We start from the raw sequence: 12,707 nt of genomic DNA on the forward strand, positions 1-12,707 counted from the left end.
ACACGGGCGCCCAGATCAGCAAGCGCGCCACCGAGGTGATCGCCACCGCGCAGGCCACCGCCCAGACCTCCCGCCAGGGACTGCGTGCGGTCTCTGACACCGCCAAGGCCATGGACGCGATCCGCGAGCAGGCCGAGGCGGTGGCCGGCAACATTGTCAGCCTGTCGGAGAAGACCCAGACGATCGGCGACATCATCGAGACGGTCAACGACATCTCGGAGCGCACGCATCTCCTCGCCCTCAACGCCGCGATCGAGGCGGCCGCGGCCGGCGAGAGCGGGCGCAGCTTCGCGGTGGTCGCCTCCGAGATGAAGCTGTTGGCCGATCAGGCCAAGGCGGCGACCGGGCAGGTCCGCGGGATCCTGGGGGAGATCCAGCGGGGCATCAACACCTCGGTGATGCTCACCGAGGAGGCGGTGAAGCGCGCCGCCGCCGGCAAGACTCGCTCGGACACGACACAGCGGACCATTGAAGAGATCACCGCGAAGATCGAAGAAGGCACTCAGGTGTTCCAGCAGGTCATCGCGTCAGCGAACCAGCAGCAGATGGGCATCGAACAGGTGATGGGCGCGCTCCAGAACATCCGGCAAGCGAGCCAGCAGACCGCGGCCGGTACGCGGCAGGTCGAGTCCGCCTCGGCCAACCTCACGGAGCTGGCTCAGGCGCTGATGGCCCTCGCCGAACGCTATCGACACTGAGACCGACGGCGTTCGGGATAGCCGGCGCCCTACCCTGCCTTGATGGCTTCTGCGGCGACAGTTCGAGCCTGGGCGATGAACAGGTCGACCTGCACGATGCCCTGGTTGATCGCCGTGATCAGATTGGCGTTGGCCCCGTCGATCTGAGGCTCACCGGTCGGCTCGCGTGCCCATAGGTCTGCCAGCAATGTGGTCATTTGATTCCGCTGCTCGCGCAGGTTCGCGAGGATTACCTCTACCCGCGCTGCCTGAAGGCTCGTCGATTGGCCTTCAGCGAGCATCGCCACAGCGGTGGCATCGACATAGGCGAGCGCGGATCGCTCCTCGCCTCTTCGTCGTAGCGGGACGATGCCTTCGCTCATGACTCTACGCTCACTCAGCATCCAACGATTCGCTAGGTGCGCGTCTGTCTTCTCGCCCGATACACGGCTGCGACGAACGCACGTCAACGCTTGGCTTCATCGACAAACCTCGATCTCACGCACCTTCATTTCGAAGTGTTCGACATACCGTCCGGCCGCATGCCCTCACCTCATGGCTCGACCGGTGCCACGACCAAAGCGGATTCCAGTGCGAGCACTTTGGTTGAGGTCGCCCGCTGCCCCTCGGCAGCCCTTTTTTGGTTCCGTTCTCCCCGATTCTATCAGGGTTAGAACTTCAGTAGCCGTGCCCCTCGGGGATTTGCACCCACCCCCCTGCTGCCGAGAGGGGGGGGTGTTCAGCATCACCCCCTTCCGGGCCAAACGCAGCCAGGCTGTCCACTCGGCCGAGACGATGCGCACGATGTTAGTGTCGTTGCGGAAGCCGGTGACGCGCCGCTCCTCGACAGTCACGAGCCCGAGTTTGACGGCCTCGCGGATCGCGTTGCGTACCGTGGTCTCTGCCACGCCCACGATCGCCGCGAGGTGGCCGACAGCGAGCCGGCAATCCTTCCGCCGCGCGGTCTCGGCCGCCACGAGGGCGAGGACCGCCTGCTCCGCCAGCGTGAACCGGGCCGCGAGCCCTGGTGGAAGCCGCCCAGAGGCGGCCCAGCGGCGGCGACGCTCCATTGAGGCATCCGTGCGCGGGCGAGAACCAACGCCCAGCCTCCCGGAGCTTCTTGCGCGGTCCTGGGGCACGGTTGGAATCCCGGCTTCAGTCATAGCTGGCTGTCGGCGAGCTGCGGGGGCGTCTGTGCGCGCCTCGATCAGCCCGGACAGCGCTTCGGCCTCCGCCTCCGTGACCTTCCCGTCCCCGTAAGCGCGCCACAGCAGCACTGTTACGGATGGCAAGGTGATTCGGTCGGCCGCCTCGATGGCACGCCTCAACTCATCAGCAAACATGGTCCTCGGCCCGTGAAAGGGCCGCAACAGGTCGTTCCGGGCCGCCGTAAGAGCGTCCGGTCCACAAGGCAAAGCCTCATCGTCGCGAGAATTGGCGTTCCCGCTTGACGCCTGGGGGCGTCTCATGGCTTGTGGGGAATGCGTTGTGGCCCCACAGGCCCTTTTTGATTTCGACGGCCCTCCAGTTTGGCGACTGGGGGGCCGTTGGCTTTTCTAGGGGTCGACTTGCGGCGGCGTGATCTCCTGATGGTGCCAGCGACTCGCACGGAGCGCGCGCCAGCCGGACATGGCATGTCGACTGGGTCGCACGGCTAAGTCAATGTTGCCAGTTCACTTGCTGCGCTTGATACGCCTCTCGTGCAAGCACGCTTCCACACAAGCCAGCTTGTGTGTCGCCAAGCATGTTGACGGTCCGGCAATTTAGATGGTGTAGATGCGGTGTTGTCGGTAGCTATGCCGAGCAACTTGTGTGGAGTCACACCGATGAAGGTGGTTGCGTTGCTAGCTTGGAAGGGTGGAGTTGGCAAAAGCACCCTAACGATCAACCTTGCCGCCGCGGCGATTGAGGACGGCCATAAAGTAGGCATCATCGATCTAGATCCGCAGTCGTCGTTGTCCGAGTGGTCAGACCGGCGGGACGCCGAGCAGCCGTTCGTATCTGACGCCAAGCCCCGCGCGGTGGCTCAGATCGTTGAGGTCGGGCGCGGGATCGGCCTAGACTTGATGTTGATCGACACCCCACCGAATGCGACAGATGAGGTGGAAGCCGCCCTAGCGGTAGCAGACGCTGTCGCAATCCCAACCGGCGTCGCCTTGTTCGATCTGAAGGCCGTCACCCGCACAGTGCGTGCTGCCACACAGGCCAACAAGCCAACATGCGTGGTGCTCAACAGAGTTGGAAATCGGAGTGATCGCGAGGCAGCTCGGATCCGCCGCGAGCTGAATCAGATCGGTATGCCGATCTTGCGACATGTGATCCACGATCTGAAGGTGTTCCCGCGGTCGGCTGACGCCGGCCAGACCGCGATTGAGGTTGAGCCGGAAGGGAAGGGGGCCCTCGACGTACGAGCTGTGTGGAAGCATATTTCAAAACAAGCAGGCCTGCGTGCTAAAACACGCACACGCAAGAATGCGAGTGAGGTTGTGTGATGGCCAAGCCGAACCCCCTGTCCATGGCTGTGCAGGTGGCCGAGTCGATGAAAGCGCCAGAGAAGCCAACGGCTGCACCGCCTGTCGTACCGGTAGTAGCGGAGCCGGCTCCGGCCAAGACCACGCGCGAGGGAAAGCGCTTCCTCGGTTACTATGTTGAGCCGCAACGGCACGATGAAATCAAGCAGGCTGCATTGGATGAAGGCATCCAGATCCAGGAGCTTCTCCGACAAGCTGTAGATGCTTGGATGGAGGCGAACGGCACTGAGGCTGTGGCGACTGTAGAACGGCGACGTGCACGGCGGGCAGGGAGGCCGTAAGGGGGAAAACAAGTCTACCTTTCCCTCCGCACGTCAAAGCATCTTGATCACTCAAAAAGGACCGTTTTCGAGCGGATTTTCCGGGGGTGCATAACTCCCTGAAGGAACAGGGACCGGATCGCGCAAAAACGTACGCTCGAAACTGCGTGCCGATTTTTGACAAACTATGGCATACCCTGCCATTATTCAGGGAGGAGTTGTCGCCATGGCTAGCATGAACGTTTCGCTCCCCGATCCCATGAAGGATTGGGTCGAAGCTCAGACCGTCACCGGACGCTACGCCAATTCCAGCGACTACGTGCGCGACCTGATCCGCCGCGACCAGGAACGCGTCGCCAAAATCGCCGAGCTGCAGAGCCTGATTGACGAGGGACTGGCGAGCGGCATCAGCACGCGCCCGATGAGCGAAGTGCTGGCCGAGGCGCGGGAGAAGGCCAAGGCTGCCCTGTCCAAAGCATGACCTACAGGACCACCACGCGAGCGAACCAGGATATCATCGACCTCTACGTCGCCGGCAGCGTCCAGTTCGGTATGGGCCAGGCCGATAAATATCATCTGGGCCTGCTGCAGGCCTTCGACCTGCTGGCGGCCAATCCCTACCTCGCTCAGCTCCGTCACGAATACGAACCTCCCACCCGCCTTTACCGCTACCGGGCGCATATGATCGCCTATGTCGAGGACGGGTCTCACATCCTGATCGTCCGCGTCATACATGGCCGACAAGACTGGGAAAATGCTCTGGCCTGACAAGCTGCGTGGTAATAAAATAGGCAGCAGCCAAGGGGGGATAGAGGTGGGCAAGCTCGATCACGAGTATTCTATCGTTGGTGGCTATAACCGATCAAAGATAGGGCATTGGATCGGCGGTATCTCAGTCTTGGTTTCGTCGATTGTTGTATCGTTGGTGCTATTTCTGATAGATGTGGCAAAGCGCCTCGGCTTCAACGATACGATCCCGCCGCTTATTCTGTGGCCGATCGGCGCAGGAACTATCTATGTAGCGCTGTACTAGTTCTTTGAGAGTCGGTTTTGGCGCAATAGATATGTCAACGCCGCCCTCAAAGTGCCCGACGTTGAGGGAACGTGGCAGATCGAGGGGCAAAAGCTCCGCGAAGACGGTAGTATCGAGCTGGAATGGTCGGGGTCGCTCACCATTGTGCAGAGCTGGGACTTCATCCGCATCTACCTAAAGACGGCGACATCGGAGTCGGACAGTATTTCAGCCGCTATGATGTACGATAAGTCCATTGGTTACAAGCTCATGTATACTTATCGCAATCGACCCAAGGCAGATCAGCCGCATCTTGCAGCCCATAACGGCTACGCTGAGCTACTGTTCGATCCACAGCTGAGAGTGGCTGAGGGTGATTATTTCAACGGACGGGGACGCTATAGTTACGGGACGATAAAACTAACGAAGGTCGATTATGGCGCGTGACATTAATCGAAGGCTGGACGCACTTAAGACGCGGCGGCGCGGTACGGATCGTGTCGGTAGCATCACCATGGATGCGGCGGCCGACGTACTCGCCAAGCGTTACGTGACCGAGAAGTACGAGGAGCTTGCTGCAGGCAAGCCGTACACCCGCTATGCCCTCGGTTCGATGCAGGAAGTCGATCCCGAATACACGCGGATCGGCATCGAGGAGGCGACGCGCGTTGGCAACCAGCTTGACAAACAGCTGCCGCAACAGGGGATCGCGGTAAAGTTCGAGCTGCAGGGCTCCGTGCCGTGCAACATCCATATCCGCGGCGTCAGCGACGTTGACCTGCTGGTCCTGCGCACCGAGTTCGTCACGACCGATCCGGGCGTTGGCACATATTCGACCACATCGATCTCGCCGGTCGCGGCCCTGCGGGAGCTACGCAGCAATGCCGAGCGCATCCTGCGCAGTAGCTTCCCCCGAGCGGATGTCGATGCCACGGGTGCCAAGGCTATCGCGATCTCAGGCGCATCGCTGCGGCGGCCGGTCGACGTCGTCCCCTCCCATTGGCACGACACGGCCGACTATCAGCGGACGTATGACCGGGACGATCGCGGGGTGAAGATCTTGGACAACAAGCAGGGCGTGACCCTGCTCAACATGCCGTTCCGCCACATCAAACTCGTGACGCACCACGACGTGCAGGCGCTCTTTGGGCTGAAGAAGGCCATCCGACTCTGCAAGCACGTCAAGAACGACGCGATCGAGGAAGGCCGAGCAATCAATTATTCGAGTTTCGATCTCGCCTCGACGCTATGGCACGCCAACCTGGCCGCCTTCGCCGCCGGCACGCACAACGAGCTGGCGATCCTGATCGAGGCGCGACGCTTCCTGGACGAGCTTTACCACAACACCGACAAGGCTAAATCGCTCTACGTGCCGGACGGGTCGCGCAAGGTCTTTGACAGCGAGGCCAAGATTGAGGGCATGAAGCTCATGTCGTACGAACTGGACGACCTCGCCAAAGAGGTGGCGTTCGAGCAGGCGAGCTACGCGAAGACGCTATACGAAAATAATTGGCAGGAACTCGACCGGATCAGCCGAACGGCCGCGTATAAACTGTAAGTCCCGCCGTAGGTCTTGCGCGGTCAGTATTCGCCGACCACATGCTTGGAGGCTGCGCCTGTCGTGCAGTCGATAAGCACAGGAACACATGATGGTCGACAAAAAGCAGACTTTCGTCGAGCGCCGTCCGCAGGGCGACTTTGCCGTGCGGCGGCCGAACTCGGAGCGGGCGAGCGCCGTGCTGCCGACTCAGCGGCAGGCGATCGAGCGGGCTCGGGAGCTGAGCCCGGACCGGACTCCCTTGGTCGAGCGGGTTCGCAACACGACGGGCGGCCACCCGGACAAGTGGCGCAAGCCGTAAGGCAGCATCAGCTATGATGTCAGAGGTGCCGGCGGCGCTTTTGATCGCCGCCGGCATCGAGGCAAATTCAGTCCGGTAGTTTGCCGGTCCATCACAGCCAGCCTTATCGCTTTACCGTAGAGGGTAGAGGCCGCTGAACAGGTCGCCGATAGCCTTCCGCGCGCGCACGGTAAGACGGCGGCGGCGTTGATGTTCGGTCCTGTCATGCAGCATGTGGCACCGTTGACAGAACGCCGCGAGGTTGGCGCCTGAATTGTCGGCCGTGTCATGGTTACGATGCGCGGTCGCCAGCACCACCCGCGTCACCTTTACCGTCCCAGCGACCATCTTCTCAGGGGCAGGCAGGACACGGCGCACCAGCCGGCCTCGGCCGTCGCGCCAGCGCTCCGCTTCGCCGTCCCACCATCGGCCATCGCCGAGGTGTTGCACGTCCTGGAGATGCGGCCTGCCGCAGCCCTCGCAGCGCCCGCCCGCTCTTACGAAGCGGATGACGGCCGAGAGCTGCTTCCAGTCGATCGGGTAGAAGTAGCGATGCTCGCGACGGATCGGCATCAGCGATCCGCGTCCTGCATCGGGGCAGCCTTCGCGCGCTTCGCAATCCGCGCAAGGGTAGAGCGGCTGCAACCGGTGGCGGCCTGGATCTGGCTCCAGGGCGAGCCGGCCTTCAGCATGGCTGCGATACCCTCGTTCCGCTTCGTATCCTCCTGACGGCCCCGGTAGAGCCCCGCAGCCTTGGCGCGGGCCTGGCCTTGCGCCTGGCGGCGCCGGCGATCGTCGTAGTCCTTGCGGGCGACCGCCGCGAGGACGTCGAGCAGCATCCCGTTGATGGCCTGGAAGACCCGCCCCGTGAACTCATCGGCCGGCGTCGCCAGGCTCCAGGAGGTGGGCAGGTCGAGCGCCACGATACGTACCCGCTTGGCGTTGATCTCCGCCCGCAGCTTCGTCCAGTCGTCCGAGGTGAGGCGGGACAGGCGATCGACCTGTTCGATCAGCAGCACGTCGCCCGGCCGGCAGTCCTTCAGCAGGCGGAACAGCTCCGGCCGCGCCAGTGTCGCCCCGCTCTCGTTCTCGACATAGGCCGCGGCGATCGCCAGGCCGCGCTCATGCGCGAAGGCGTCGAGCTGCGCCCGCGCCCGGGTCGCGTCCTGTTCGGAGGTGGAGGCGCGCAGATAGGCGCGGACGAACATGAAACCTGTCAATCGGTTCGATTAGGATAGGTTTCATGATAGCGGTTCGATTTGAGTGGTCAAGCTGATTATATGAGACCATTCCCAGTCTGGTGCGATTGAGGCATACCCAAAACGAACCATGCCGATCGGCTGCTATGGGCGGGAACCGGACCCCGACAGTTCGCCCGAAAGCGGACGGGAAGTGCACCGTTCCAATAGGGCAAGATCATTGGAACGCTGCCGTTGGAACTTGGCCGCTTGTCATTGGCTCAAGGGATTGAGGCCGCGTTCACCCCTTTAGTAGGATGTTCTCTGCGGTATGCAGCTTGCCGATCGGAAACGACTATGCCGTCAGAGAAGGAAATAGGATCGAGTGATCCGCGGCCCATGAAGCCTCGGTACTGGATGGCCTACTTCGACGCGCTCGCCACAGGGCCGCTGCTCGCCAAGCCGCACACGGCTCGCCGCAGGGCCGGTGAGATGGCACGGATCTGCCCCTATCCCGATGTCGCCTCCGCGGGCTTGGCCAAGGTGAGGACCGCCCTCAAGATGCGCGGCTCGGCGACTCCACCGCCCTAGGGCTGCCTGCGCATAACGCGGCGTTCTGGAACCGAGCGTGTCGCCCGGGCGCGAGAGGCTGCGCCCACCTCGTAGCGGTCGCACAGCATTTTGGATCTTTCGAGAGCACGCCGTCGCTAACGCTGCGTTAACCACATCGGTTGTGCAGTGCGAGGTGTCCAGAGGGACTAGCCATGCGCCACATCCACGTCGTGCCCGGTCTGCGCCTGCGGTTTGCTGGCCGCGACGAGACCTTCGACGAAGGTGTCGAAATCGGTCTCCTCGCGGCTCAACTCGCATCGGGCATAGCCGAGTTCACGATGATGTTGGCCGCCGGTACGCTGGACCAGGCGCGCATGCTGGCGACGAATATGGGCTACCGCCTCCACGTTGCGTCGATGAACGAAGGCACAGTCGAGGTCATGTTCCTCACCGGAAGCCGCCGGCCCAAACTGCAACTTGTGTGTAATAACCTCCTCGCGCGCTCATAGGCGTAGTTCCTCGGCCTACGATCTGCTCAGCCAGTTTATTCGCGGCGATCGGCCAGATCAGGGACACTCAAACGCGGCGGTCTGAGCTTTTCCTCGCATTCGAGCGTTGGCGCTTCGGATGGAGATACGCCGATGGCCGATGCGGCTCATCACACGCAGATGCAGCAGATCGTGGCCGGCCTGTCCGAGGGCGTGATCCTGATCGAGCCGGATCAGACCATCGCCTACGCGAACGATGCCGCCGTGATGATGCATGGGGTGACAGATGCCAGCGATCTCGGCGCCACCGTGTCCGAGTACCGCGCGAACTTCACGCTGCACTATCGCAATCATCGCGAGATCGGCCCGCTGCAGCATCCCCTCGACCGCGTGCTGGCCGGCGAGGTGTTCCGGGATATCGTCGTCGAGTTGACCCCAACTCGGGATCCGAGACACAGGTGGATGCACCGCATCCGTAGCTTGGTAACGACCGATGCGGATGGCACGCCCAACGGCCTCGCCCTTGTCATGCAGGACGTGAGCGAGCGCTACCAGGCCGAGGCCCGGTTCGAGCGGATGTTCAATGCCAACCCGGCCCCGGCGATCATCTGCCGGATCGCCGATCTGCGCTTCGTGCGGGTCAACCACGGTTTCCTCGATCTCACCGGGTACCATCGCGACGACGTGCTCGGCCGGACCTTCTGCGAGATCGACCTGCTGCGCGAGGCCGAGCGGCGCGAGATGGCGATCCATCGCCTGCACGAGGGCCGCACCATCCCACAGATGGAGGCTCAGCTCGCCACGCCGTGTGGCCGCGGCCGTTACGTGATCGTAGCGGGGCACGCCATTGAGATGCCAGGCCCGGGCGGCATCGAACCGTGCATGCTGTTCACCTTCGCCGACCTGGAGGATCGCCGCAAAGCCGAGATGGCCCTGCGCCACAGCGAGGAGCGCTTCGCCAAGGCGTTCGACCTCTCGCCGGTGCCGAGCGCGTTGATGGACGCGGATGGGCAGGAAATCACCAGCGTCAACCAAGCCTTCGTCAGCACCTTCGGGCAAGCCCCCGCGGACGCGGGCGGCCAGTCGCTCGCCGACCTCGCACTCTGGGTCGACCGCGCCGAGCAGCGCAAGTTCTCCCGGGACTTAAGGCGGCTTGGCAGCGTTCGCGGCTTCGAGGCCGCGCTGCAGGATGCGACGGGCGCCGAGATCGATTGCCTCGTCTCGGCCGAGCGGGTGCGCATCAACGATGAGGCCTGCGTACTGTGCGTTCTGCAGGACATCACTGCTCGCAAGCGCTCGGAGCGTGAGCTGATCACCGCCATCGAGGCGGTTATGGCGGATGCGTCGTGGTTCAGCCACGGGGTGATCGATAAACTAGCGACCCTGCGCCACCCGCCACGCTCCGGCCGACCGTCGCTTGGAGTCGAGAACCTGACAATCCGCGAGCAAGACATGCTCACGCGGATCTGCCAGGGCGCGACCGACCGTGAGATCGGCGCCGAGCTGAAGCTGTCGCCGAACACGGTGCGCAACCACATCTCCGGGCTGTACCGCAAGCTTGGGGTCAACCGCCGTAGCGCAGTGGTGGTGTGGGCGCAGGAGCGCGGGATCGGGCCGAACACGCGGCACCGGAGCTAACGGCGAAGAAAACCGTGATAGAACTACCAAGCCGACTTGGTGTAAATGTACTTTATGTAAATCGTCGGAACTTCTAGTAAATCGCTTGATTACACGCTGGTAGCTCTGCTCACACGAGCATCTCGGAAGATCATCCCGGCGGGTTGATGCGAGGAGACCCGTGTGGCCGAGCGTCGAAAGGTGCTCTCGTCCGACCATGCCCGGGCGCTGATCAAGGAAGCCATCGGCATCATCGAGGGCGACCGTGCGATCCAGGCGGAAGCCGCCGCCGAGATCGTCGCGATCGAAGCCGCACATGCGTCGTCGAACCGCGAGCCGAGGCCAAAGCGCTTGACCCGCTCGTGATGCTGGAGCGCGAGCAGATACACGGACGGCAACCAGTTCGGTCAGCCCGGCGTCGGGGGGCTGAACCCCTGCAGACCTGCTTGTCACCGTCGTCGGCGCGGTGGTCGGGCTGCAGCTCGACAACGCCTTGATCGGCCGCCGGGTGCTGTGAGCCCCACCAAACCCGCTTTCGCCGACTTCGGCCGAAGCCCGAACCACACAGATCTGAGAGTACCGAGCATGGCGTTATCACCCGACACCACCCGCGCGGCCTACGACCGCGACCTGCCAACTACCAGCCTGGCCTCCCCGGCGGAGGACCTGCGCACGATAGCGCTGCACTCCATCTCCTGGGGGGCGGTCTTCGCCGGCGCGGTGATCGCGCTGGTCGCCCAGGTCATCCTCAACATGGTCGGGCTCGGGATCGGTCTCTCGACCGTCGACCCGGCGGGCAACGGCACCCCGACCGCTGGGTCACTCTCATCCGGCGCGGGGATCTGGTTCGTAATCTCCGGCATCCTCGCCTCCGCTGCCGGCGGCTGGCTCGCCGGGCGCCTTTCGGGCAAGCCGGCCAACACGACCACCGCCTATCACGGGCTGATCGCCTGGGCGGTCTCGACGCTGGTTGTCGTGTACCTGCTGTCCTCGGCGGTCGGTGGCGTCGTCAGCGGCGCGTCGAGCGCGGTGTCGAGCACACTGGGTGGCGCCGGCAACCTGATCGGCGGGTCGGTGAAGACCGCCGCACAGGCCGCGGCCCCGTCGCTGCCGGGCATGGACAACCCGTTCTCGAACATCGAGAGCTCGGTCCGCAACGGCACCGGCAACGACCCGGACGCCCTGAAGAACGCCGCCGTCAGCGCGATGCGTGCCGCGGTGAGCGGTGACGCCGCCCAGCAGAAGGACGCACAGGAGAAGGCCGCCCAGGCGCTGGCCAAGGCGCAGAACATCCCGGTCGAGCAGGCTCGGACGCAAGTCGCCCAATACGTGCAGCAGTTCAACGACGCGACAGCCAAGGCCAAGGATCAGGCCAAGCAGGCAGCTGATACCGCGGCACGGGTCGGGTCGCAGGGCGCGCTCTACGGTGCCCTGGCGCTGATCCTCGGCGCGCTCGCCGCCTTCTTCGCCGGCCGCGGTGCGGCGGTCGACCCGGTGGTGAGCCGCACCGGCGTAGCCACCACGACCCAGCGCCGGGTCTGACCATGAGCGATCCCACCAGCCAGCCGGAGCCTTCAGGGACGCAAGGCATAGAGGCGACGGAGGTCACTGTGGGCGAGGAGGCGGTCCTCCCACTGATCGAGGAGACCGTTCGCATTGACAAGCGGGCGGTGGAGACCGGGCGAGTGCGGGTCTCGACCCGAACGGAGACCGTCGATCAGGTTCTGCGCGAGAGCCTGCGCAGCCAAACGGTCGCGGTCACCCGGGTGCCGGTCAACCGGACACTGTCCGAGGGCGAGGTGCCCCCGGTGGTCCATGAGGAGAACGGTGTGACCGTAATTCCCGTCCTCGAAGAGATCCTCGTCGTCGAGAAGCGCCTCGTCCTCAAGGAAGAAGTGCACGTCCGTCGAAGCTCAGCGGATGAGGACGTCGAGGTCCCGGTGACGCTGCGCAAGCAGCGCGCCGTGGTCGAACGCGTGAGCCTGGACGGCCACGCCGACGAGCAGATCGACCCCCCTTCAGCCCAGGAGACAACACCATGACACAAACGATTACCGCACTGTTCGACCGCCCGGCAGAGGCACAGGCCGCGCAGGCCAAGCTTGTCGTCGCCGGCATCCCGCAATCGGCGATCAAGCTGGTGCAAGGTGCCCAGACGGCGCGCACGAGCGGCTCATACGACTACCACAAAGACGAGGGTGGGTTCTGGGGCTCGCTAAAGGACTTCTTCATGCCCGAGGAGGATCGCTACGCCTACAGCGAGGGCCTGAGCCGCGGTGGCACGCTGCTGACCGCGAGCGTCGAGCCGGCGCAGACCGAGACGGCCTACGATATCCTGGAGCAGCACGGCCCGGTCGATCCCTGCCACCGCGAGACCACCCGCCGCAAGGAAGGCCCCAGCGGGGACCCGGCGACCGGCGGCCCGACGACGGCCAGCCCGACCACGGGCACGACAGCGAACGGAACAGCTGTAACAGGCGCGGTGACGCACACGGGAGGCGGCACGACCACGGTCGAGACCGACTACATCCCGATCGTTGAGGAGCGGCTTAAC

18 protein-coding genes and 2 pseudogenes are annotated in these 12,707 nt (G+C 63.8%); 16 read left to right on the forward strand and 4 right to left on the reverse strand.

The features are described from left to right. Window positions 1-698 (forward strand): methyl-accepting chemotaxis protein (locus MKK63_RS13940; RefSeq protein WP_244002652.1); only part of this gene is annotated, 698 nt, incomplete at its 5' end. 29 nt (window positions 699-727) lie between these two features. On the opposite strand, the gene MKK63_RS13945 is transcribed toward MKK63_RS13940, so the two are convergent. Beyond that, a complete protein-coding gene (locus MKK63_RS13945) occupies window positions 728-1,060 on the reverse strand; it encodes a hypothetical protein (RefSeq protein WP_244002654.1) in 333 nt (110 codons plus the stop codon). 165 nt (window positions 1,061-1,225) lie between these two features. Next, on the reverse strand, window positions 1,226-2,020 hold the full coding sequence (locus MKK63_RS13950; protein WP_244002656.1) for a GntR family transcriptional regulator: 795 nt from the start codon (window positions 2,018-2,020) through the stop codon (window positions 1,226-1,228). Between the two features lie 483 nt (window positions 2,021-2,503). On the opposite strand from MKK63_RS13950, the gene MKK63_RS13955 reads away from it, so the two are divergent. The 8 genes and pseudogenes from MKK63_RS13955 (at window position 2,504) to MKK63_RS13990 (ending at window position 6,339) form a co-directional block, all read left to right on the forward strand. Continuing rightward, window positions 2,504-3,169 (forward strand): ParA family protein, encoded by a 666-nt coding sequence (locus MKK63_RS13955; protein ID WP_244002658.1) that lies wholly within the window; start codon window positions 2,504-2,506, stop codon window positions 3,167-3,169. After that, on the forward strand, window positions 3,169-3,489 hold the full coding sequence (locus MKK63_RS13960) for a ribbon-helix-helix domain-containing protein (protein WP_244002660.1): 321 nt from the start codon (window positions 3,169-3,171) through the stop codon (window positions 3,487-3,489). Before MKK63_RS13955 ends, MKK63_RS13960 begins: the two co-directional genes overlap by 1 nt. A gap of 205 nt (window positions 3,490-3,694) precedes the next feature. After that, entirely contained in the window at window positions 3,695-3,949 is a 255-nt protein-coding gene (locus tag MKK63_RS13965; RefSeq protein WP_244002662.1) for a type II toxin-antitoxin system ParD family antitoxin, read from the forward strand. Beyond that, window positions 3,946-4,236, forward strand: a complete 291-nt coding sequence (locus tag MKK63_RS13970) for a type II toxin-antitoxin system RelE/ParE family toxin (protein WP_244002664.1) — start codon at window positions 3,946-3,948, stop codon at window positions 4,234-4,236. Before MKK63_RS13965 ends, MKK63_RS13970 begins: the two co-directional genes overlap by 4 nt. Beyond that, window positions 4,202-4,501 (forward strand): hypothetical protein, encoded by a 300-nt coding sequence (locus MKK63_RS13975; protein WP_244002665.1) that lies wholly within the window; start codon window positions 4,202-4,204, stop codon window positions 4,499-4,501. Before MKK63_RS13970 ends, MKK63_RS13975 begins: the two co-directional genes overlap by 35 nt. A gap of 12 nt (window positions 4,502-4,513) precedes the next feature. After that, window positions 4,514-4,927, forward strand: a pseudogene (locus tag MKK63_RS13980) (hypothetical protein); the annotation flags it as partial. Then, window positions 4,917-6,038, forward strand: coding sequence for a hypothetical protein (locus MKK63_RS13985; RefSeq protein ID WP_244002670.1), 1,122 nt, complete (start codon window positions 4,917-4,919; stop codon window positions 6,036-6,038). The pseudogene MKK63_RS13980 and the gene MKK63_RS13985, both read left to right, overlap by 11 nt. A gap of 88 nt (window positions 6,039-6,126) precedes the next feature. After that, window positions 6,127-6,339, forward strand: coding sequence for a DUF2188 domain-containing protein (locus MKK63_RS13990; RefSeq protein ID WP_244002672.1), 213 nt, complete (start codon window positions 6,127-6,129; stop codon window positions 6,337-6,339). A 111-nt stretch (window positions 6,340-6,450) separates the two neighbouring features. Here the strand turns inward: MKK63_RS13990 and MKK63_RS13995 are convergent, their stop codons facing one another. Further along, on the reverse strand, window positions 6,451-6,891 hold the full coding sequence (locus tag MKK63_RS13995) for a hypothetical protein (protein WP_244002674.1): 441 nt from the start codon (window positions 6,889-6,891) through the stop codon (window positions 6,451-6,453). Then, on the reverse strand, window positions 6,891-7,526 hold the full coding sequence (locus tag MKK63_RS14000; RefSeq protein ID WP_244002676.1) for a recombinase family protein: 636 nt from the start codon (window positions 7,524-7,526) through the stop codon (window positions 6,891-6,893). Before MKK63_RS14000 ends, MKK63_RS13995 begins: the two co-directional genes overlap by 1 nt. A 369-nt stretch (window positions 7,527-7,895) precedes the next feature. Here MKK63_RS14000 and MKK63_RS14005 point away from each other — a divergent pair, with 369 nt between their 5' ends. The 7 genes and pseudogenes from MKK63_RS14005 to MKK63_RS14035 all read left to right on the forward strand — a co-directional run. After that, on the forward strand, window positions 7,896-8,087 hold the full coding sequence (locus MKK63_RS14005; protein ID WP_244002678.1) for a hypothetical protein: 192 nt from the start codon (window positions 7,896-7,898) through the stop codon (window positions 8,085-8,087). 173 nt (window positions 8,088-8,260) lie between these two features. Continuing rightward, window positions 8,261-8,557 carry a hypothetical protein gene (locus MKK63_RS14010; RefSeq protein WP_243922541.1) on the forward strand — a complete coding sequence of 99 codons (297 nt, stop codon included), beginning with the start codon at window positions 8,261-8,263 and terminating at the stop codon, window positions 8,555-8,557. A 132-nt stretch (window positions 8,558-8,689) separates the two neighbouring features. Continuing rightward, window positions 8,690-10,174 (forward strand): PAS domain S-box protein, encoded by a 1,485-nt coding sequence (locus MKK63_RS14015; protein ID WP_244002681.1) that lies wholly within the window; start codon window positions 8,690-8,692, stop codon window positions 10,172-10,174. 162 nt (window positions 10,175-10,336) lie between these two features. Then, a complete protein-coding gene (locus MKK63_RS14020) occupies window positions 10,337-10,519 on the forward strand; it encodes a hypothetical protein (protein WP_243922537.1) in 183 nt (60 codons plus the stop codon). Window positions 10,520-10,738: 219 nt separating this feature from the next. Then, complete coding sequence (locus MKK63_RS14025; protein ID WP_244002683.1) at window positions 10,739-11,695, forward strand: PhnA-like protein; 957 nt, start codon at window positions 10,739-10,741, stop codon at window positions 11,693-11,695. 2 nt (window positions 11,696-11,697) lie between these two features. Then, entirely contained in the window at window positions 11,698-12,195 is a 498-nt protein-coding gene (locus MKK63_RS14030; protein WP_244002685.1) for a YsnF/AvaK domain-containing protein, read from the forward strand. After that, window positions 12,192-12,707, forward strand: a pseudogene (locus MKK63_RS14035) (hypothetical protein); the annotation flags it as partial. The gene MKK63_RS14030 and the pseudogene MKK63_RS14035, both read left to right, overlap by 4 nt.

The organism is Methylobacterium sp. J-088, from assembly GCF_022829295.1.
Classification (GTDB): Bacteria; Pseudomonadota; Alphaproteobacteria; order Rhizobiales; family Beijerinckiaceae; genus Methylobacterium.

Coding starts and splice junctions, on each gene's coding strand:
- MKK63_RS13965 (WP_244002662.1), top strand. CDS start 3,695: ATGGCTAGCATGAACGTTTCGCTCCCCGATCCCATGAAGGATTGGGTC.
- MKK63_RS14030 (WP_244002685.1), top strand. CDS start 11,698: ATGAGCGATCCCACCAGCCAGCCGGAGCCTTCAGGGACGCAAGGCATA.
- MKK63_RS13975 (WP_244002665.1), top strand. CDS start 4,202: ATGGCCGACAAGACTGGGAAAATGCTCTGGCCTGACAAGCTGCGTGGT.
- MKK63_RS14025 (WP_244002683.1), top strand. CDS start 10,739: ATGGCGTTATCACCCGACACCACCCGCGCGGCCTACGACCGCGACCTG.
- MKK63_RS13985 (WP_244002670.1), top strand. CDS start 4,917: ATGGCGCGTGACATTAATCGAAGGCTGGACGCACTTAAGACGCGGCGG.
- MKK63_RS13945 (WP_244002654.1), bottom strand. CDS start 1,060: ATGAGCGAAGGCATCGTCCCGCTACGACGAAGAGGCGAGGAGCGATCC.
- MKK63_RS14000 (WP_244002676.1), bottom strand. CDS start 7,526: ATGTTCGTCCGCGCCTATCTGCGCGCCTCCACCTCCGAACAGGACGCG.
- MKK63_RS13950 (WP_244002656.1), bottom strand. CDS start 2,020: ATGTTTGCTGATGAGTTGAGGCGTGCCATCGAGGCGGCCGACCGAATC.
- MKK63_RS13970 (WP_244002664.1), top strand. CDS start 3,946: ATGACCTACAGGACCACCACGCGAGCGAACCAGGATATCATCGACCTC.
- MKK63_RS14005 (WP_244002678.1), top strand. CDS start 7,896: ATGAAGCCTCGGTACTGGATGGCCTACTTCGACGCGCTCGCCACAGGG.
- MKK63_RS13960 (WP_244002660.1), top strand. CDS start 3,169: ATGGCCAAGCCGAACCCCCTGTCCATGGCTGTGCAGGTGGCCGAGTCG.
- MKK63_RS13990 (WP_244002672.1), top strand. CDS start 6,127: ATGATGGTCGACAAAAAGCAGACTTTCGTCGAGCGCCGTCCGCAGGGC.
- MKK63_RS14015 (WP_244002681.1), top strand. CDS start 8,690: ATGGCCGATGCGGCTCATCACACGCAGATGCAGCAGATCGTGGCCGGC.
- MKK63_RS13995 (WP_244002674.1), bottom strand. CDS start 6,891: ATGCCGATCCGTCGCGAGCATCGCTACTTCTACCCGATCGACTGGAAG.
- MKK63_RS13955 (WP_244002658.1), top strand. CDS start 2,504: ATGAAGGTGGTTGCGTTGCTAGCTTGGAAGGGTGGAGTTGGCAAAAGC.
- MKK63_RS14010 (WP_243922541.1), top strand. CDS start 8,261: ATGCGCCACATCCACGTCGTGCCCGGTCTGCGCCTGCGGTTTGCTGGC.